Annotated in this window: 15 protein-coding genes and 2 pseudogenes; 8 read left to right on the forward strand and 9 right to left on the reverse strand. The window is 61.5% G+C overall.

Annotated features, from left to right (window positions below; genetic code table 11):
• Window positions 1–86 precede the first annotated feature (86 nt).
• Together lspA and WJU18_RS22435 are read right to left on the reverse strand one after the other, a co-directional pair.
• Window positions 87–1,180, reverse strand: a pseudogene (lspA, locus tag WJU18_RS22430) (signal peptidase II).
• Window positions 1,177–3,576 (reverse strand): heavy metal translocating P-type ATPase, encoded by a 2,400-nt coding sequence (locus WJU18_RS22435; protein WP_009518529.1) that lies wholly within the window; start codon window positions 3,574–3,576, stop codon window positions 1,177–1,179. Before WJU18_RS22435 ends, lspA begins: the two are co-directional and overlap by 4 nt.
• Before the next feature lie 93 nt (window positions 3,577–3,669).
• On the opposite strand from WJU18_RS22435, the gene cadR reads away from it, so the two are divergent.
• Together cadR and WJU18_RS22445 are read left to right on the forward strand one after the other, a co-directional pair.
• Window positions 3,670–4,104, forward strand: a complete 435-nt coding sequence (gene cadR / locus WJU18_RS22440) for a Cd(II)/Pb(II)-responsive transcriptional regulator (protein WP_011804660.1) — start codon at window positions 3,670–3,672, stop codon at window positions 4,102–4,104.
• Window positions 4,105–4,276: 172 nt separating this feature from the next.
• Window positions 4,277–6,166, forward strand: coding sequence for a cytochrome c/FTR1 family iron permease (locus tag WJU18_RS22445; RefSeq protein WP_315539553.1), 1,890 nt, complete (start codon window positions 4,277–4,279; stop codon window positions 6,164–6,166).
• Window positions 6,167–6,377: 211 nt separating this feature from the next.
• Here the strand turns inward: WJU18_RS22445 and WJU18_RS22450 are convergent.
• Both WJU18_RS22450 and WJU18_RS22455 read right to left on the reverse strand, forming a co-directional pair.
• Window positions 6,378–7,027 (reverse strand): annotated as a pseudogene (locus WJU18_RS22450) (IS3 family transposase); the annotation flags it as partial.
• 61 nt (window positions 7,028–7,088) lie between these two features.
• The gene (locus WJU18_RS22455; protein WP_011804656.1) at window positions 7,089–7,748 is read right to left on the reverse strand and encodes a heavy metal response regulator transcription factor; all 660 of its coding nucleotides are present in this window, start codon (window positions 7,746–7,748) and stop codon (window positions 7,089–7,091) included.
• A 243-nt stretch (window positions 7,749–7,991) separates the two neighbouring features.
• Here WJU18_RS22455 and WJU18_RS22460 point away from each other — a divergent pair, with 243 nt between their 5' ends.
• Genes WJU18_RS22460 through WJU18_RS22475 form a run of 4 tightly spaced genes read left to right on the forward strand, consistent with a single transcriptional unit; the run spans window position 7,992 to window position 11,719 of the window.
• Window positions 7,992–9,884, forward strand: a complete 1,893-nt coding sequence (locus WJU18_RS22460; RefSeq protein WP_423455741.1) for a copper resistance system multicopper oxidase — start codon at window positions 7,992–7,994, stop codon at window positions 9,882–9,884.
• Window positions 9,885–9,909: 25 nt separating this feature from the next.
• Window positions 9,910–10,890: a copper resistance protein B gene (locus WJU18_RS22465; protein ID WP_005408883.1), complete on the forward strand. Its 981-nt coding sequence runs from the start codon at window positions 9,910–9,912 to the stop codon at window positions 10,888–10,890.
• Window positions 10,891–10,927: 37 nt separating this feature from the next.
• A complete protein-coding gene (locus WJU18_RS22470) occupies window positions 10,928–11,413 on the forward strand; it encodes a DUF411 domain-containing protein (RefSeq protein ID WP_003090303.1) in 486 nt (161 codons plus the stop codon).
• A gap of 33 nt (window positions 11,414–11,446) precedes the next feature.
• Window positions 11,447–11,719, forward strand: a complete 273-nt coding sequence (locus WJU18_RS22475; RefSeq protein ID WP_003097518.1) for a DUF2933 domain-containing protein — start codon at window positions 11,447–11,449, stop codon at window positions 11,717–11,719.
• 302 nt (window positions 11,720–12,021) lie between these two features.
• Here WJU18_RS22475 and WJU18_RS22480 read toward each other — a convergent pair whose 3' ends face one another.
• From WJU18_RS22480 to WJU18_RS22500, 5 genes are all read right to left on the reverse strand, one after another.
• Window positions 12,022–12,306, reverse strand: a complete 285-nt coding sequence (locus WJU18_RS22480) for a CopK family periplasmic copper-binding protein (protein WP_187725748.1) — start codon at window positions 12,304–12,306, stop codon at window positions 12,022–12,024.
• A gap of 544 nt (window positions 12,307–12,850) precedes the next feature.
• On the reverse strand, window positions 12,851–13,141 hold the full coding sequence (locus WJU18_RS22485; protein ID WP_423455744.1) for a heavy-metal-associated domain-containing protein: 291 nt from the start codon (window positions 13,139–13,141) through the stop codon (window positions 12,851–12,853).
• Window positions 13,142–13,369: 228 nt separating this feature from the next.
• A complete protein-coding gene (locus WJU18_RS22490; protein WP_423455746.1) occupies window positions 13,370–13,717 on the reverse strand; it encodes a DUF4148 domain-containing protein in 348 nt (115 codons plus the stop codon).
• Window positions 13,718–14,045: 328 nt separating this feature from the next.
• Complete coding sequence (locus WJU18_RS22495) at window positions 14,046–15,455, reverse strand: heavy metal sensor histidine kinase (RefSeq protein WP_043387413.1); 1,410 nt, start codon at window positions 15,453–15,455, stop codon at window positions 14,046–14,048.
• 2 nt (window positions 15,456–15,457) lie between these two features.
• Window positions 15,458–16,141 (reverse strand): heavy metal response regulator transcription factor, encoded by a 684-nt coding sequence (locus WJU18_RS22500; protein WP_038213848.1) that lies wholly within the window; start codon window positions 16,139–16,141, stop codon window positions 15,458–15,460.
• A gap of 157 nt (window positions 16,142–16,298) precedes the next feature.
• On the opposite strand from WJU18_RS22500, the gene WJU18_RS22505 reads away from it, so the two are divergent.
• Window positions 16,299–16,637: a hypothetical protein gene (locus WJU18_RS22505; protein ID WP_423455748.1), complete on the forward strand. Its 339-nt coding sequence runs from the start codon at window positions 16,299–16,301 to the stop codon at window positions 16,635–16,637.
• Window positions 16,634–18,064: a TolC family protein gene (locus WJU18_RS22510; RefSeq protein ID WP_423455750.1), complete on the forward strand. Its 1,431-nt coding sequence runs from the start codon at window positions 16,634–16,636 to the stop codon at window positions 18,062–18,064. Before WJU18_RS22505 ends, WJU18_RS22510 begins: the two co-directional genes overlap by 4 nt.
• The last annotated feature ends 3 nt before the right edge of the window (window positions 18,065–18,067 follow it).

An 18,067-nucleotide genomic window follows, 5' to 3' on the forward strand; every position in this document is an offset into this window, starting at 1 on the left:
GCATTCTCCAAATCAGTCTTTCTGGCTCCTGAGTTATGTGTCGATCACACCCGATACGCGCCTCATATTCCTTGACTTGTATCCGACTATGGAGTTTTCATAGGAATTTGTCCGCTTACGGCGACATCCCGTTTTCCTTGGTGCATGGTGGCCGAAAGCAAGCAGATCGCGCCAAGGGATATTGCAACGTCAGCCAAATTGAAAGCGGGCCAATGCGCTCCGTGCCAATGGAAATCGAGGAAATCGACTACAGCCCCTCGCAACAGGCGGTCAACTGCGTTACCCAGCGCGCCACCTAAGATCAGGCTATAACCCACGCCTTCCCATTTAGATACTCCTTGACGCAATAGGCGGATCAGCCAGATTGAGACTCCCAGCGCAAGCGCGGCAAAACCGAAACGCGCCCAGCTACCAGCACCAGCCAGCAGGCTGAATGCGGCGCCGTTGTTCTTCAAGTGGACGAGATTGAAGAAAGGGGTTACAGCGACTTGATCGCCATAGCCGAAAAAAGCGAGACGGCGGCCTTTGCGACCTGATCGCCAAATAGCACTGCGGCAGCCAAGCCGTACCAGATTCCGATTGCCCGCAGCCTCGTCAGCCTCCAGGCACTCGCCAGCATCGTCAACAGCGAACCAGCAAGCGCAAGGCTGCCGGAGGCGATGCCCCAGCCGGCCAGCACGTCGGCGGGAAAGTGCATGCCCGCAGCAATGCGCGACCAGCCGACCAGAACGACATAAGCAACTAACGCCAATCGGTGGCGTACACCTGTCAGCGGCCACAACGCCCCGGCAACAAGTGCGGCGTAAGTGGAATGACCGCTCGGCAGGCTATAGTGCTCCTCCACTGTGCCAAGCACGTGATTCAAATGGCCAAATACCGCTGCCGGTCGCGGAAAATCGAGCCAAAATTTCAAGATGGAGGCTATTGCAATCGCGATGCCGAAGCCGATCACGAATTGAAGAAGCTGCCGCCGAATTGCCAAGGCGTGATCGGCTGCTGCCGTTGATCTTGACCATGCCCACAGTCCGAGCATCACTAGGGGCGCAGTCCAGTAGTTGCCCAGGACGTTGCTGAAGATCCAGGCCAGCGGTATCAAAATCGGCGGCGTGGCCTCGTAGACGAGCTGAAACAGAGCGCTATTCAAGCCACCCCAATCGTAAAGAATGGCTTTCCAGTTCATCGGCGCAACAGCCTCAACCCGTTGCCGACCACCAGCAGACTGGCCCCCATGTCGGCAAACACCGCCATCCACATCGTGGCTTGCCCGGTGAAAGTCAGAATCAGGAACACCGCCTTGATGCCCAGCGCGAGGGCGATGTTCTGCTTCAAAACGCTAGCTGTTGCACTGGACAGTCGCACGAATGTCGGCAGCTTGCGCAGGTCGTCATCCATCAACGCAACGTCGGCGGTTTCGATGGCCGTATCGGTTCCCGCCGCCCCCATTGCAAAGCCGATGTCCGCACGCGCGAGCGCCGGGGCATCGTTGATGCCATCGCCCACCATGCCAGTTTTCCCGTCCGCCGACAGTCGCTCCACTTCATGCAGTTTGTCTTCGGGCAGCAGATTGCCACGACTGCGGTCAATGCCGACCTGACTGGCAATGGCAGCGGCAGTGTGCGGGTTGTCACCGGTCAACATAATGGCTTTGATGCCCAGTCGGTGCAGTTCGGCAATGGCCTGGCGGCTGCTGTCCTTCACCGTGTCAGCCACTGCGAAGAGCGCCCGCACTCCTTCCTGTCCCGTCAACATCACTACGGTTTTGCCCTCGGCTTCAAGCGCAGACACCCTGGACTCCAGATCTGGCGAACACATGCCCAGTTCCTCGACCAGGCGGTGGTTACCCAGGTGATAGATCTGCCCGTTGATGTCGCCACGAACCCCGCGCCCAGGCAGCGCTGCGAAATCGGCTACATCACGCGGTGTCAACCCATCGTTGACGGCTGCACGGGCCACTGCCAAGGACACTGGGTGGTCTGAACGGGCTGCGAGGCTGGCGGCCAGCAATCTGGACGCATCAGGATCGGCGTTGCCCCATGCAGCGAAATCAGTCTGCGCTGGCTTGCCGTGTGTGATCGTGCCCGTTTTGTCCAGGGCCAGCCATTTGAGCTTGTGCCCCTCTTCCAGATAGACGCCACCCTTGATCAGGATGCCGTGCCGTGCGGCAGCAGCCAGACCGCTCACAATGCTCACCGGCGTGGAGATCACCAGAGCACAAGGACAAGCGATGACCAATAGAACCAGCGCCTTGTAGATCCAGTCCAGCCACGGCACGCCGAATACCAGCGGAGGCACAAGCGCCACGGCAAGGGCTACCGCAAATACGATAGGCGTATACAGCCGCGCAAACTGATCGACGAAACGCTGCGTCGGCGCGCGGCTTCCCTGAGCCGCTTCAACGGCATGAATGATGCGGGCCAATGTCGATGCGCTGGCGGCAGCGGTGACGCGGAATTCAAACGAACCCTCCCCATTGATCGTGCCTGCAAACACGGAATCGCCCTCAGCCTTGTCTACCGGAAGGCTCTCACCAGTGATCGGCGCCTGATTGACGGAGGAGCGGCCTTCGACGATCAGCCCATCGAGGGCAATGCGCTCACCAGGTTTGACGCGAACACGGCTGCCCACGGGCACGGCGTTGGCGTCCACCGCAGCCCAACTGCCGTCCGCTTGTTGAACCAATGCGGTATCCGGCGCGAGGTCCATCAAGCCACGGATGGCATTGCGAGCCCGATCCAAGGACTTGGCCTCGATCACCTCGGCTAGTGCGAACAGCACCATCACCATAGCCGCCTCGGGCCAATGGCCTATGAGCATGGCCCCAGTGACCGCAATGGACATCAACGCATTCATGTTCAGGTTGCGGTTCCTGAGCGCAATCCAGCCCTTCTTGTAAGTCGTGAGGCCGCCAGTGAGGATGGCCACCACGGCCAGCGCGACCACGACCCAGTGGTTGCCGCCGTTGAGCCAGTACACAACCTCGGCCAGCGTTGCGGTGACGCCTGACACTGCCAGCGGCCACCAGTTTGTGCGTGCAGGCGCTTGCGCCTCGGCTGCCGAAGGGGCCGAAGAAGTGCGCACCTCGGCGTCGAAGCCGAGCGATTTCAGGGCTGCAAGCACATTGGGAAGTGCGTCGGGTGTATGTGCGACGTGCAGCCTGCGCTGGACGAGGTTGAATTCAAGATTCGCAACGCCTGGCACGCCGGCAAGCTTGCCGCGGATCAATGCCTCCTCGGTGGGGCAGTCCATCTGCTGGATGGATAACCAGGTACTTTGCTGGGCTGCCTTCTCATCCATCCGAACCGCTCGCATCCCGATGGCCGATAACGCGTCTTCGATAGGGCGCAACGAGGCAAGCTGATGGCTGACTCCCAGTGTTCTCTGCACCAGATTGAATTCAAGGCTGCTCACGCCCTGCACCTTTCCGAGTTTGTCGCGAATCAACGCTTCCTCGGTCGGGCAATCCATGTTCTCGATGCGGTAGCGCACCTGCGGCAACGCTGCTTCGACGATGTTCGGTTTCGGGTTGGGCACCACAACGGTAGAGCAGCCACATCCCTTGGAGCCACATTCACTCATGGCAACTCCTCTTGTGTAGATCTGAGGTTGATGATTTAACACTCTATAGTTACTATAGAGTCAAGTCCTTTTCCTTTTATCCCAATCCGCACCATGAACCTCCAGATCGGAGAACTTGCCAAACGCACTGCCTGTCCGGTGGTGACGATCCGCTATTACGAGCGAGAGGGGCTGCTGCCGCAGGCTCGCCGCAGCCAGGGGAACTTCCGCTTGTATGGAGAGGCGCATGTGGAGCGCTTGCAATTCATACTTCGCTGCCGTTCGCTGGACATGCCATTGAGCGACGTGCGAACTTTGCTGAGCTACCGGGATCGGCCTGCGCAGGATTGCGGTGAAGTCAACCTTCTTCTCGATGAGCGCATCCGGGAGGTGAAATCACGGATTGAAGCGCTGCGCGAGCTGGAACACCAGCTGGCCGATTTGCGCGATGCATGTTCCGGTGCCAGACCTGTCGAAGCGTGCGGAATTCTGCAAGGGCTGTCGGGATGCGCATGTGATGCGCAGGAAGCAACTGCTCCCGTCAAGTGACCAGTGGGCCGAGCCGATCATGCCATAACAACAGGCCCCGCCAGCTCCCTGATGCTGGCGGCCCGCAAGAACAATGAATTATAATCATTCGCATTTGTGATGCGAACTTTCTGCCGGTAAGGCCCTCATTCAAGCCCTGCGCATACTCTCAGCCGTTCTGTTCTCTTGGTTCATGGTCATCTCTGTCGCGCATGCCGATCCTCTGGCTACGCAAGACAAGGCTAAGCAAACCTGGCAATTGCTGGACTACCTAGCGGTCGATTACGGCGGCGCTGTGCGGGATGGCAAGGTTCAAAGTGCCAGCGAATACGAAGAAATGAAGGAGTTCGCCGCGACAGCGGGGCAGCAGATCGCCACATTGCCGAGCACGCCTGCACTTCCCGAACTGAAACGCCAGGCCACGGCACTGAGCGAACTCATCGCAGCCAAGGCCGACGCGAAGACAGTGGCCGACAGTGCCCATTCACTGGCGGCGGCACTGGTCAAGGCGTACCCGTTCCCGCTTTCCCCCTCCACGCCGCCGGATCTCACGCGCGCCAAGGTGCTGTTTGAAGCCAACTGCGCGGCATGCCACGGGGCGACTGGCCGGGGCGATGGCCCGCTCGGCGCAAAGCTGACCCCGCCGCCGATCGCGTTCACCGATCGCGGCCGGGCACGCTCGCGCAGCGTGCTCGCGCTCTACCAAGTCATTTCTCAAGGCGTCGCCGGCACGTCGATGCCCAGTTTCGCCACGCTCTCCGACGAGGATCGGTGGGCATTGGCATTTTTCGCCGGAACGCTGTCGCACGACGACGCCATGCGGGCGCGCGGTGAAGAATCCTGGGGCCGAGACGCCACCGCCAAAGCCGTCTTTCCCGACCTGGCGGCCGCTGCCACATTGACCGAGGCCGCCTTGTCCGAACGGATGCCACCCGACGCGGCGCGCGACCTGACCGCCTACGTCCGCAGCCATCCAGAAGTGACCGTCACCGCCAACGGCACGGGCGGGCTGGGGTTGGCCCGCGCACGGCTTCAGGAGAGCCTTGCCGCAGCGCGCGCAGGCGACCAGGCCAACGCGACGCGCTTGGGTTTGTCCGCCTACCTGGATGGTTTTGAACCACTGGAACCGGCATTGCGCGCGCGCAACCAGGCGCTTCTCACTGAAGTGGAAAACGCCATGCTGGCCTACCGCGGCGCACTTGCCAGTGGCAAGCTGGAGCAAGCCGACGCCACGGCCCAAAAGCTGGACTACCTTTTTGCCCAAGTCGATACCGAATTGGGGGCGGACAAAGCCGAGCCACTGACCACCTTCATTGCCTCGATCACCATCCTGCTGCGCGAAGGCGTGGAGGCGCTGTTGATCGTCGTCGGCATGCTCGCATTCCTGAAGAAAGCCGAACGGCGCGATGTTCTGGCCTACGTCCATGGAGGTTGGCTTACGGCGCTCGCGTGCGGAGGCTTGACCTGGGCCATGGCAACCTACTTCGTGAGCATCAGCGGCGCCAGCCGCGAGGTGACCGAAGGGGTGTCATCACTCTTCGCTGCTATTGTTCTGCTGAGTGTCGGCCTCTGGATGCACCAGAAGAGCACCGCCGGTAAATGGCAGGCATATCTGAAGGAGAAGCTCTCCGCAGCCATGACGCGCCGCTCGGCATGGGCGTTGTTCGCGCTGGCGTTCATCGCCGTCTACCGCGAGGTTTTCGAGACGGTGCTCTTCTACTCGGCCTTGGCCGGTGACGGCAATAACGGTGCATTGCTCGGCGGACTGCTGAGCGGGGTGGCCGCCCTGACTATCCTCGCATGGCTCATGCTGCGCACCAGCGCCCGTATGCCGATTGGAAAGTTCTTCAGCCTCAGCTCGATTCTGGTCGCTGTCCTCGCTGTAGTGCTTGCGGGCAAGGGAGTTGCGGGTCTTCAAGAAGCCGGTTGGCTGAGCGCCAGCCCGATCCATTGGCCACGCATCGAAGTGCTTGGGATTTATCCGTCGGCAGAGACCACCTTAGCGCAAGCCGTGATCCTCATCATTGCATTGGTCGGTTTTGCGCTGAATGCCCAGACTGCTCGCCGGTCGCAGGCGGCGTGATGTTCGGTGCTCCTGAATCGTTGGGCTCGAAACCATCGCACTGATTACCCCAAGGATGCTCTCCGCGTTGACGTCCACTTCCCATGATGCAATTCCGTCGCGTGCCAGCTGGCACGCCAAACAGCGTGACCCATTACCTAGTCCGCCCTGAACAATTCCGTTTTCAGGCAGCCGCAGTTGTTGGCATGCGAAGTTGGCGGGCAAGGGCGTCCAGGCGATGTTTGCTGTCCGTGGTCACCACGAACTTCCTGCGCCCCTTGGCCCGGATACCGTGGCGCTGCATCAACTGCCGAACCCGCTCCTTGCCCACCCGATGGCCTCGCGACAGCAGTTCCTTGCGCATGCGCGGCCAGCCGTATTCGCCACGCAACTGCGCGTGGATGGCCCGGATGTGCGCCAGCACTGCCTCATCGCCAAGACTGCGCCTGGGGCCTTGTCCAGGCCCGCGCCCAGATGCTTGCCAGCTGAAGTACCCGCTGGGGCTGACCTCCAGAACCTCGCACATCAGCGTGATCGGCCAACGTCTCTTCATCGACCTGATCCAGGCGTACCTTGCAACGCGTCCTGTGCAAAGTACGCCGCGGCTTTTTTTGCGATGTCGCGCTCCATCTTTACCCGTGCCAGTTCCGCTCGCAGCCGAGCGATCTCCCCCTGCTCGGGGGTCACCATCGCCACGGGTTTACCTTCTGCGGACATCCCCAACTGGCCTTTGGCATCGGCCCTGACCCAGTTCGTCAGACTGGCCTTGGGCATCCTCAGCGTCTTGGCCACCACCGACGCTGCCCGTCCACCCTTCACCTGCCTGACGGCCTCCTGCTTGAACTCCAGGGTGTACTTCCCTCTGCTTTTCACTTCATTCATCTCATGCTCCATACCGGCATTCTCCGGGTTGAGCTATGAACTCCGAAATTCGGGGGCAACCTCAGTATCCCATTCCACGCACGGTGTGAATGAGCTTCGGATTGAACGCATCGTCTATCTTCGCGCGGAGACGGCGGATGGCTACATCGATGACGTTGCTATCGCTGTCGAAATTCATGTCCCATACCTGCGACGCGATCAGAGAACGTGGAAGGACCTCCCCGTGGCGACGGGCCAGGAGCTCAAGCAACGCGAACTCCTTGCTGGTGAGATTGATGCGTTGGCCAGCGCGCGTTGCGCGCCGGCGCGCCAAGTCCAGCACCAAATCGGCAACCTGGATGCGATCAGGCTGGCTCGGAGCGCTTCCGCGTCGCAGCAGCGTCCGCACCCGCGCCAGCAACTCAGAGAACGCGAATGGCTTGACGAGGTAGTCGTCCGCTCCCAGTTCCAATCCCTTGACACGGTCGTCTACACCGCCACGCGCCGTCAGAAAGAGCACAGGGACCTGTTTACCGGCATCTCGAAGGGCACGCACGATGCGCCAGCCATCGACATCCGGCAGCATGACATCCAAGACCACCAGATCGTATGTCTCGCCCATGGCCAGGTGGTGTCCGTCCAATCCGTTGCGCGCCAGATCCACGACGAATCCCGCCTCCATGAGACCTTGGCGGACGTAATCCGCCGTCTTGTTCTCGTCTTCAACGACCAGCAGTTTCATCGCATGTCCCATGAAATCGCTACGGCGCGGAAAAATAGCCGCTCACGATGTACGCATTCATCCACTTTCAATCAGCAATTTACTGGTTGCCAGCTTCCACGAACATTACATGAATGTAATTCAGGGGTCATTCGATGGAAAGTGCCCAACCCATAGCATGACCTGCATTGCGTCGAACTGTGCCGCTCAGGATGGGGTGGCGTTTAGAACGACTTCCGAGTCATCTATGGAGGATTTCAGGCCATGCCGCCTCGTTCACCCTTTTTTATCGTGCCCACACAGGGCCTTTCTCGTCGGCGTTTCGTCCAAGGGTTAGCCGCCGGCGGCGTTCTCGCTGGGCTGTCCACGCCGGCGTTCAAGGCATTTGCCCAGCAAGGCTCCGCGACGCGCGGTGCCGCCCCTGTGCTGAAGGGCACCGAGTTCGACTTGGTGATCGCCGAATCGCCCGTGAACTTCACGGGCAAGCCAGGCGTGGCTACGACCATCAACGGCTCGCTGCCGGCACCGACATTGCGTTGGCGCGAGGGTGACACCGTCACAATCCGTGTAACCAACAAGCTGCGTGAAGCCACATCCATTCACTGGCACGGGATCATCCTGCCGTATCAGATGGATGGCGTGCCGGGCATCAGCTTCAATGGCATCGCTCCCGGCGAGACCTTCACGTACCGCTTCAAGGTTCAGCAGAGCGGCTCCTACTGGTACCACTCGCACTCCGGCTTCCAGGAACTCACGGGCATGTACGGGGCGATCATCATCGACCCCGCTGGCGCCGAGACCATCCACGCCGACCGTGACCACGTGCTGCTGTTCTCGGATTGGACCGACGAAGACCCGATGCGGGTGTTCACCAAGCTCAAGTCCCAAAGCGACTATTACAACTACAACCAACCTACCGTCTTCGACTTCTTCCGGGACGCCTCGCGCGAAGGCACGGCCGCTGCGATCGACAAGCGCAAGATGTGGAACGAGATGCGGATGAATCCGACGGATCTCGCAGATCTGTCTGCCGCCACGCTGACCTATCTGGCCAACGGCGTCACCCCCGCCGGCAATTGGACGGCGCTGTTCCGACCGGGTGAGCGCGTGCGGCTGCGCATGGTCAACGGTGCGGGCAACACCTTCTACGACGTACGCATTCCAGGACTGAAACTCACGGTGGTGCACGTCGATGGTGTTGACGTGGAGCCGGTGACCGTCGATGAGTTCCGATTCGGTCCTGGCGAAACCGTCGACGTGATCGTCCAGCCACGGGATGACGCTTACACGATCTTCGCCCAGGCGATGGACCGGACAGGCTACGCGCGTGCCACGCTGGCCGTGCGTGAAGGTCTTCAAGCTCCCGTGCCTGCCCTCGATCCGGTCGAATGGCTGACCATGAACGACATGATGGGCGGCATGATGGGGGGCATGGACCATGGCGGGTCCGGCCAGGCCATGGAGATGACCGGGATGACGGGCATGACCGGGATGACCGGGATGGGCTCGGGTTCGATGTCCGGGATGGATCATGGGGCGATGGCAGGCATGAATCACGGCGCCATGAACCACGGTGGCATGGCGATGGATCACAGCCAACACGCCGCGGCGGCGGAGGGACTGGCCGTGCCCAGCACTACTGCTCGCCACGCTCGCACCGAGTATGGTGCCAGCACGGACATGCGCGTTGACATGGCGCGCACCAACCTCGATGACCCCGGCATCGGACTGCGCAACAACGGTCGGCGCGTGTTGACCCTCGCGGATCTGCATACCCCGTCGGGGCCGCTGGACAAGAGAGGCCCCGGCCGGGAGGTCGAACTGCACCTCACGGGCAACATGGAACGCTACGCATGGTCCCTGGACGGGCTGGAGTTCGGAAAGTCCACGCCGGTGCACTTCAAACACGGCGAGCGGCTGCGGGTCATTCTGCACAACGACACCATGATGACCCATCCCATGCACCTGCACGGCATGTGGAGCGAGCTGGAAAGCCCCGACGGTCGCTTCCTTGCGCGCCGCCACACCCTGCCGGTGCAGCCGGCACAACGCATCAGCTTCCTGGTGACAGCCGACGCGCTCGGCCGCTGGGCGTGGCACTGCCACCTGATGTTCCACATGGATGCCGGCATGTTCCGCGAAGTCGTGGTGTCTTGAACCCAGCGCACAAGGAAGACCAAGAATGTCCAAAGCACTCCCCACTCGCGCACTGGCCACGACGCTTCTGGCCCTGGTAAGCGTCGCCGCCCAGGCACAAGCACAGAACGACCATGCAGCGCACGGCCAGGCCGACGCTCAAACGGCCGCGCCATCCACTCAGACCGTGGCTCCTGCCGCCGACCCGCACGCGGGTCACGCGACGTCGGCGAGCGGCTCGACCGCGGCCCCGGCCATGGATCACGGCAACATGCAGATGCAGGGCGGGTCGGCGCCTCCTGACGCCCGCGATCCGCATGGCTACTCCAATGGCCTGACATTGGGATCGGGCGACTACGCCGTACCCGGTGTGCCGCGGCTGATGCTGGCCGACGAACACAGGTTCTTTTCGTTGCGCGGCGAAACTCTGGAACGCCGCTTCACGCGCAAAGGAGACGACTCCACGGCCTACGACCTCCAGGCGTGGTATGGGACGACCTACAACAAGGCCGTCGTGAAGGCCGAAGGCGATATCGCCAAAGGAAAGCTCGAAGAATCGCGTACCGAGCTTCTCTGGGGGCACGCCGTCGCACCGTACTGGGACACCCAGCTCGGCGTTCGGGTGGATAACGGGGAAGGCCCGAGCCGTCAATGGTTGGCTTTCGGCATCCAGGGCCTCGCCCCCTACTGGTTCGAGCTGGAGGCGACGGGCTACGTGGGAAGTGGTGGACGTACGGCGCTGCGTGTCGAAGGCAGCTACGAGCTGCTGCTGACCCAGCGACTGATTCTGGAGCCTCGCGCCGAGTTGCAGTTTTATGGCAAGGACGACCCGGAACGCGGTATCGGCAAGGGCCTGGCCGAAGCGTCTGCTGGCTTGCGCCTGCGCTATGAATTCAGTCGCCAGTTCGCCCCCTATATCGGCGTGGAACGGGCGGGCAGCTTCGGACGCACCGCGGACTATGTGCGTGCCGAAGGCGGCCGTGCGCAGCAGACGCGCTGGGTGGCTGGCGTGCGATTCTGGTTCTAGAACCTAGCGGGTTTGATCATCTGATGAGAGGCGATCCATGAACATGCACTACGACAGAAGCCAGGGCAAAGTGCCGAGACGCCAGGCATTGATCGCTGGCTTGTTGGTGATGGCACTCGCAGGACCGAGCCTGGCGCAGAGCCGACCGATTGCCAAGGTCTGGAAGGACCCGAGCTGCGGATGCTGCAAGGACTGGGTCTCACACCTGCAAGGCGCAGGCTTCGATGTGCAGGTTCTCGACACCGGGAACACCGCAGCGCGCACGCGGCTGGGCATCCCGCAGAAGTACGGTTCTTGCCACACGGCGCAGATCGGCGGCTATGCCATCGAGGGTCATGTGCCTGCCTCGGACATTCAACGCTTGCTGCGCGAAGCCCCGCAGGCCATCGGCCTCGCGGCGCCCGGCATGCCGGTCGGTTCGCCCGGCATGGATGGTCCGGCCTATGGTGGACGCAAGGACGCCTACGACGTGCTGCTGATTGGGAAAAACGGTAGCAGCACGGTCTATCAGTCGCATCGCTGACCATCCATCAACCCTTCTCCGTGGAGATATGCCATGCAGCATCAGCACACACAGACCCCCAGCGATCGCCCCCGGTTCTGGCGATCGCGCTACGGCGTGGCGTTCCTCATCATCGCCGCTGTCGCCGCGTATTTCCTGCTCAAGGAGCACACGGCACATGTTGCCGGCTATCTCCCCTTCCTGCTGCTGGCGGCTTGTCCGCTGATGCACCTGTTCATGCACCGTGGTCACGGCCACGGCGGACACGATCATGCCGCGCGTCAGGGTAAGGAAGGTGCCGCAGCCTCCAAGGAGCAGAAGCAATGAGTCGAGGCACTCGCACCGTGCGAGCACGCGACGCCGCGCTTGTCTCCTTGCGCGCCTGCGGCCTGCTGCGATCACCAGACAGCGATGAGCAAGAAACGAGTCCAGCGCGTCTGTGACGGCGCCCTCTGTTGCCCCCTCTGCAACATTCGTACGGGCACCACCAACGTGTTTGTCTTCAGGCCCCGCCGAACCTCTCGCCCCAATGACCATCCGAGATGCTCGCGGCGCGCAATGCCGGTGGCCTCACAGCCCGTATGTAGACCTATAAGGCTGCGACACAAGCTCAGCCGAGTGCCGCTGAGTCAGCCGCGATGCCCCTTCTGAAGCAAAGAGTAGAGGCGTGCAACTTCATTGCTGGTGATGGCGATGTTCCGGCCGTCCTTCGCAACCACGGACGTACCGATCTTCTGATATGTCGCGCGGCCAAAACGGTCTTCCTGCGCCATGAGGCCGTCTTTGAAGATGTAGAGCGTTCCTCCATCGGCCAACGGAATCATCTCCTTGGCAGCCTGGACTGCGGCATCACCGGCGAACACCGGTGCGGAAAGCGCGCCCAACAGAGTGGCGAGGACGATATAAGACTTCATGATCAGCTCCTTTGTGAAACGACGGCAACTTGCGTCGCGTCATCACTGTAGGAGCTTGTCGCTTTCCAAGCGATTGCGCCATGATTACATTGCGTTAATGCGGCGTCCCCAAAGAGACAGGCTCTGCAAGCAGCGAACACACCGAAACGGCATGCTCCCGCCGAAAGCCCTTGGACCACCGGCTCGTCATAGGACTTCCCGCTCGCAGTAAATGGCCCATCCAAGGCGTGTTCACCGAGCAAGCCGGGCGACGTTGGCACACGAGCCCTGGGCCACTCGCACATCAAGCACCTGATTTTGGCCACGCGGACGGGGCTCTGCATGCGCGCCGTCAACCGAAGTAGTACAGCCCGAGCTGTTCCGTGCCCGAGCGCTCAGAGACATCCACGCGGCTGCACCACCTTGGTCGACGACATCGACTGAAATGCCACGGCCATCAGTTCAAGCTCCACCCGCGCTCTTTCAAACGGGGACACGCGGGTCAACGGTGGGCCTTGCGCCGAAGGAACGGTCGGCCAGACCATAGTAGTCCGCCCAGACAGGCTCACGTGAGCGTGCAGGCTCTTGCCCCGCAATCAGTGGCAGGAGCCGCAGCAGCCCCTCGCTTGACAGCGGATGCCGGCGCAGCAGCCGGCGCGTTCACCTGAGCGGGCGAATACCCAGCGTCGGCAATCGCCTTCTGGACGATGCCCGCGTTCGCATCGGTTGCCACGCTCACCAAATGGCGGCCCAGGTCGACCTGGACATCTGCACCTGGGTCGATGGTCTTGACCGCCTTGGTGATGGTGCTGGCGCAATGGCCGCAGGTCATATCGTTCACTTCGAATGCAAGCATTGGTTCTCTCCGTCAGTGGTTAGGTGCTGCTGACTCTAGACCTTGCCATCGTGGCAATGTCAAGTGTCAGTTTCTGGCCTCCCATCGAGGGCCCACTCCAAGCGGAGCAGACGCTGGGCTTCTCATCGAGCATCTCGTAAAGTGAAGCCGCCGCGGCGCTGCGCGGCGGCTTCATCTTGTACGAGGTTGGATGCTCTTCGGCTCTCCGCCGTTCGCCCTAACCGACAATCAGCCTCCACTGTAGAGCTGCATGCGTGCGTTCCGCTCCGCCGGCGTCTCGCTCAGCAGCTCGCGAACCACTTCTTCGCGCGTCTTGCCCGGTCCGGCACTGGGCCCCGGAGGCGGGTAGCTGCCCTCGCCGAAATTGAGGAGTCCCTGCTGTACCGCAGCCTCGGCCTCGGCTCGGACCTGCGCACGGGTTTTCTCGCTCTTGAAGTGATCCGCGTGAACGACCACGCCGACTTCGTCGCTAGTCGGATGCAAGTATTCAGCCGAGGCCATTCCCGGCAACCCCAGGGCGGCAGCCGCGGCTACGGCTGCAATCATGGAAGAGATGGAGTGGCTACGTTGAGTCATGATAGGAGTCCTTGTAAAAGTCGATGAACTTGCATCTCCCGTCCGCTTGGTAGGCGATGAGGAGATGTGTTCATCGTAGAGACCGCTACCCAACAGAAGCGGGACAGCACGGTGAGATCTCTGTCAGCTTTCCCGAGCGTGATAGCGCCACCGCTCCGAAGATTCGGAAGGCGAGATCAGGCTCAGCGACCAGGTGTTGAAGCGGCCTCTAGGACAAGTCACAACGCCGAGTTGGATACTCCAGCAATGAAGGCGCATGACACAGTGGAATGATTGGGCCAAGCCGCGCTATGCATCGCCCTCGCCCGATCCAATCACCCTTGGCACCTCAGGATTGTGGATGGGCGTTGCGATGGGGAAACCACAGCGTGAAGCATGTATGTCCTCGGGATGAGGCTGCGTCGACGCTGCCGCCGTGGGCCTCTGCAATGGCACGCGTGATGGCCAAGCCCAAGCCGCTTCCATCGGAGTCAGGATGGGCACGCGAGGGGTCGGCGCGAAAGAAGCGATCAAACAAGCGGGGCAGGACTTTGGGATCAATATCTTGCCCCGTGTTCTCCACCGCTACTGAGGTAGCGTGGCCAGTGCTCGAAATGCCGATTGTGATTGCGCCTGCATTCGGGGTGTAGCGCAAAGCGTTGGAGAGCAGGTTGCTCAGCGCGCGGCGGAACATCAAGCGATCGCCATCAATTTGGCCATCGCCGTGTAGCTGTAGTTGGATGGCTTTCTCCTCCGCTACCGCCTCGTAGAAGTCCAGCAATGCCTGGGCTTCCTTGCGCGCGGAGAACACCTCCTTGTGCGGCAGATCGACGCCGCGCTCAGTCTTCGCCAGGAACAGCATGTCGGACACCATGCGAGCCAGCCGCTGAAACTCCTCGGCGTTGGAGGCCAGGGTGTCACGATACGTCGCGGCGTCGCGCTTGGTCGCCAGCGCTACTTGCGTTTGGGTCAGAAGATTGCTGATGGGCGTGCGCAATTCATGAGCCAGATCGGATGAGAAGTCTGTCAGCCGCTGAAAGTCATCCTGCAGCCGATCGAACATGCGATTGAGTTCCTGCGCAAGGTCTGCCATTTCTACCGGCACAGCCCCTACTGGCATGCGCTCGGACAGCCTATGGCTTGTCACCACTGCGGCGCGTGACTTCATCTCGCGCAGCGGTGCCAACCCCTGGCGCGCAGCCAGCCAGGACAGTAAGCCGCATACAACGATGGCTGCGGCGACATACAAGGCCAAGCTGCTACGCAGACCATCCAGGAACTCGGTGTGGTGTTTGGTATCTGTCGCGATCAATACCTGCAGCGCCGATGCAGAGTAGCCCGAAAGCGATTGGAAGCTCAGCGTGTGAAACTCGGCATCGTGGTTGCGCCACACCCCAAATGTCCCCTTCGCATCGGTGTGGATGGCTTTACTACGCTGCACACCAAGCTCGGAATGTGAGGACTGAAAGACGGTCTCCTGATGAGCATCTTTTACCAAGACATAGAGATCATGGTGGTATCCCAAAGCGTCGCTCAAGCGGGAGCGCGCGTCGTTCACAGAATTGGCATTACCCAGAATTTCCTCGATCAACTGCCTCTTGTCCTCTAAAGCCATCTGATCGAGCACGACAAAATGACGCTGAGTCTCTGCCAGGAACAACAATCCCAGCCCGAGCACGACGATAGCCGCCACCACTGTAAAAAACAGGGTTAAACGGCGGGTCAACGAAAGCCTGCCCAGGCGCTGTTGTCGCTGCACCTTTATTCCTCCTCTGGTACGTCCAGCACGTAGCCCATGCCCCGCACGGTCTGGATGAGCTTGACGGCATGCCCCTCATCTATCTTCACGCGCAAGCGGCGCATCGCCACTTCGATGACATTGGTGTCGCTGTCAAAGTTCATGTCCCAGACCTGCGAGGCGATCAGGGAGCGTGGCAGCACTTCACCGTGGCGGCGCATCAGCAGCTCCAGCAAGCCAAACTCCTTGGCTGTCAAGTCAACACGCTTGCCGTTGCGGGAGACACGGCGACGCAACAGATCCAGCTCCAAATCGGCCACCTTGAGCATGGTGCCCTCGTTGCCGGCATGACCGCGCCGCAGAATGATCCGAACCCTGGCCAGCAGCTCCGCGAACGAGAAGGGCTTGACAAGGTAATCATCCGCCCCAAGCTCCAGCCCTTTGACCCGATCCTCCACTTGGTCGCGGGCGGTCAGGAACAGGACGGGCATCTCAAGGCCACGGTCGCGCAGGGACTGCAAGACCTGCCAGCCATTCAACCCCGGCAGCATGACGTCCAGGATCACCAGGTCGTACTCACCTTGCAAAGCCAGATGCAGCCCGTCTGCGCCGTTAGGCACAAGGTCCGAAACGTATCCCGCTTCGGTCAATCCCTGCCGGAGGTACTCCCCCGTCTTGGGCTCGTCTTCAACAACCAATATCTTCACGTTCGCTCTCCGTTCACAGCATTGAACGAGAGTGTGCCGAACTCAAAGCATCCTGACATGAAGATAACAACAATGTAATGCCCGGAACATCTGGGTGACAGGGTTCCCTCTCCAGAATCTTCACATTGTGAGATCAAAGATTCTTGCAGAGGAAACCATGATCACTTCTAATCTTTCGCCGTCTTTCAGGGCGTCCCTGCCCTGGGTTTTGGCGCTGTTCGCGGGGGCGTCTTTCGCTCAAGCCTCACCGCCGGAGGCAGCGTCGCAGCCCACACTGCTGACGACGCTGCAGTACTCATCGCCAATCCAGGCTTACCAAGGCTACGTGGAGCAGCCAGTGCAGTCCTGGCGAACAGCCAATGATCGCGTCGGGCAAATCGGGGGTTGGCGCACCTACGCCAAGGAAGCCAAGACGCAGGCGCCGTCGTCGCCATCCCAGGATGCTGCTCCCGTCAGTGATCCGCATTCGAGCCATCACGGTGGAGGCAAGCAATGATGGGATTGGGTACCACTCATGCCAGATTGGCCCTGTCCGGCCTTGGCTTCGCCGTTCTGACCGGATGCGCCAGCGTCAGCTTGGATCAGAACATCAGCCGCGTGAACGACGAAGCCAGCGCGTTCACCGAAGGCAAGCTCTCGCTCGCACGCAGTCAGGACGACCGCGACCAGCGCGCGCAAGCCGCTCAGGCCCTGCTCGCTCAGCCCGTGGGACAGAAAGAGGCCGTTCAGTTGGCCTTGGTGAACAGCCCCTCCTTGCAAGCTCTGCTGGCGCAGGGTTGGGCGGAGTCGGCCGACGCGGCCCAAGGAGGCCGGATCGCCAACCCGATCTTCAGCTTTGAGCGCATGGTCGCGGGCGACGAACTGGAGCTGGGACGTGCCTTGGCATTCGGCTTGTTGGACGTGCTGACGCTTCCAGCCCGGTACAACGTGGCGACCCGGCGCATCGAGCAGTCGCAGTTGCGCTTGAGCAGCGACGTGGTGGATCAGGTCACCCAGGTACGTCAGGCATGGGTGCGGGCCGTGGCCGCCCAGCAAGCACTCAAGTATGCCAAGCAGGTCTATGAAAGCGCGGAGGCCGGAGCCGAGTTGGCCAAGCGCATGCAAGGCGTTGGCAACTTCAACCGGATCACACGTGCTCGCGAGCAGGCCTTCTACGCTGACGCCGCCACCCGGCTCAGCACCGCAGGGCACCAGGCGACGGCCAGCCGGGAAGAGCTCGTGCGCCTGCTTGGGCTCGATGAGGCCCAGGCGCAAGCGCTTCGCCTGCCCGAGCGACTCCCCGACCTTCCCAAAGAGCCGCTGCAGCCGCAGGCTGTTGCCACGCAGGCCTCCAGAGCGCGCCTGGACATCTGGCTGGCGCAGGCCTCGTTGGATAGTGCGGCCAAGGCCCAGGGTCTGAACCTGGTGACCAGCTTCACTGACATCGAGTTGGAGGGGCGTCGCAATACCAGCTGGGATCGCGCCGAGGGCACCCGTTCGACCGCGCGTGGTTGGGAAATCGCCGTACGCCTTCCGATCTTCGATTGGGGCGGGATACAGCGTGATGCGATGAACGCACGGACCTTGGCCGCAGCCAACCAGCTCGAAGCCACCGTGCGCGCAGCAGGCTCCAGCCTGCGGGAAAGCTACTCGGCCTACCGCACGGCCTACGACGTGGCCCGCCACCACCGCGATGAAGTGGTGCCGCTGCGCAAGGTGATCTCGGAGGAAAACCAGCTTCGCTACAACGGCATGCTGATCAGCGTTTTCGAGCTGCTGGCCGATGCGCGCGATCAGGTCAGCGCCGTCTCCGCTGCCATCGACGCACAGCAGCAGTTCTGGCTGGCCGACGCCGCCATGCAGGCGTCCGTGATCGGACGCCCCACGAGCACCAGCCTGTCCGTCGCATCCAGTGCACCCGGCGGCGGCGACGCCGGCCATTGAAGC

Origin of the sequence: Ottowia sp. VDI28 (genome assembly GCF_049532675.1) — a bacterium.
In the GTDB taxonomy this organism is placed as follows: domain Bacteria; phylum Pseudomonadota; class Gammaproteobacteria; order Burkholderiales; family Burkholderiaceae_C; genus Ottowia.

Coding starts and splice junctions, on each gene's coding strand:
- WJU18_RS22435 (WP_009518529.1), bottom strand. CDS start 3,576: ATGAGTGAATGTGGCTCCAAGGGATGTGGCTGCTCTACCGTTGTGGTG.
- cadR (WP_011804660.1), top strand. CDS start 3,670: ATGAACCTCCAGATCGGAGAACTTGCCAAACGCACTGCCTGTCCGGTG.
- WJU18_RS22445 (WP_315539553.1), top strand. CDS start 4,277: ATGGTCATCTCTGTCGCGCATGCCGATCCTCTGGCTACGCAAGACAAG.
- WJU18_RS22455 (WP_011804656.1), bottom strand. CDS start 7,748: ATGAAACTGCTGGTCGTTGAAGACGAGAACAAGACGGCGGATTACGTC.
- WJU18_RS22460 (WP_423455741.1), top strand. CDS start 7,992: ATGCCGCCTCGTTCACCCTTTTTTATCGTGCCCACACAGGGCCTTTCT.
- WJU18_RS22465 (WP_005408883.1), top strand. CDS start 9,910: ATGTCCAAAGCACTCCCCACTCGCGCACTGGCCACGACGCTTCTGGCC.
- WJU18_RS22470 (WP_003090303.1), top strand. CDS start 10,928: ATGAACATGCACTACGACAGAAGCCAGGGCAAAGTGCCGAGACGCCAG.
- WJU18_RS22475 (WP_003097518.1), top strand. CDS start 11,447: ATGCAGCATCAGCACACACAGACCCCCAGCGATCGCCCCCGGTTCTGG.
- WJU18_RS22480 (WP_187725748.1), bottom strand. CDS start 12,306: ATGAAGTCTTATATCGTCCTCGCCACTCTGTTGGGCGCGCTTTCCGCA.
- WJU18_RS22485 (WP_423455744.1), bottom strand. CDS start 13,141: ATGCTTGCATTCGAAGTGAACGATATGACCTGCGGCCATTGCGCCAGC.
- WJU18_RS22490 (WP_423455746.1), bottom strand. CDS start 13,717: ATGACTCAACGTAGCCACTCCATCTCTTCCATGATTGCAGCCGTAGCC.
- WJU18_RS22505 (WP_423455748.1), top strand. CDS start 16,299: ATGATCACTTCTAATCTTTCGCCGTCTTTCAGGGCGTCCCTGCCCTGG.
- WJU18_RS22510 (WP_423455750.1), top strand. CDS start 16,634: ATGATGGGATTGGGTACCACTCATGCCAGATTGGCCCTGTCCGGCCTT.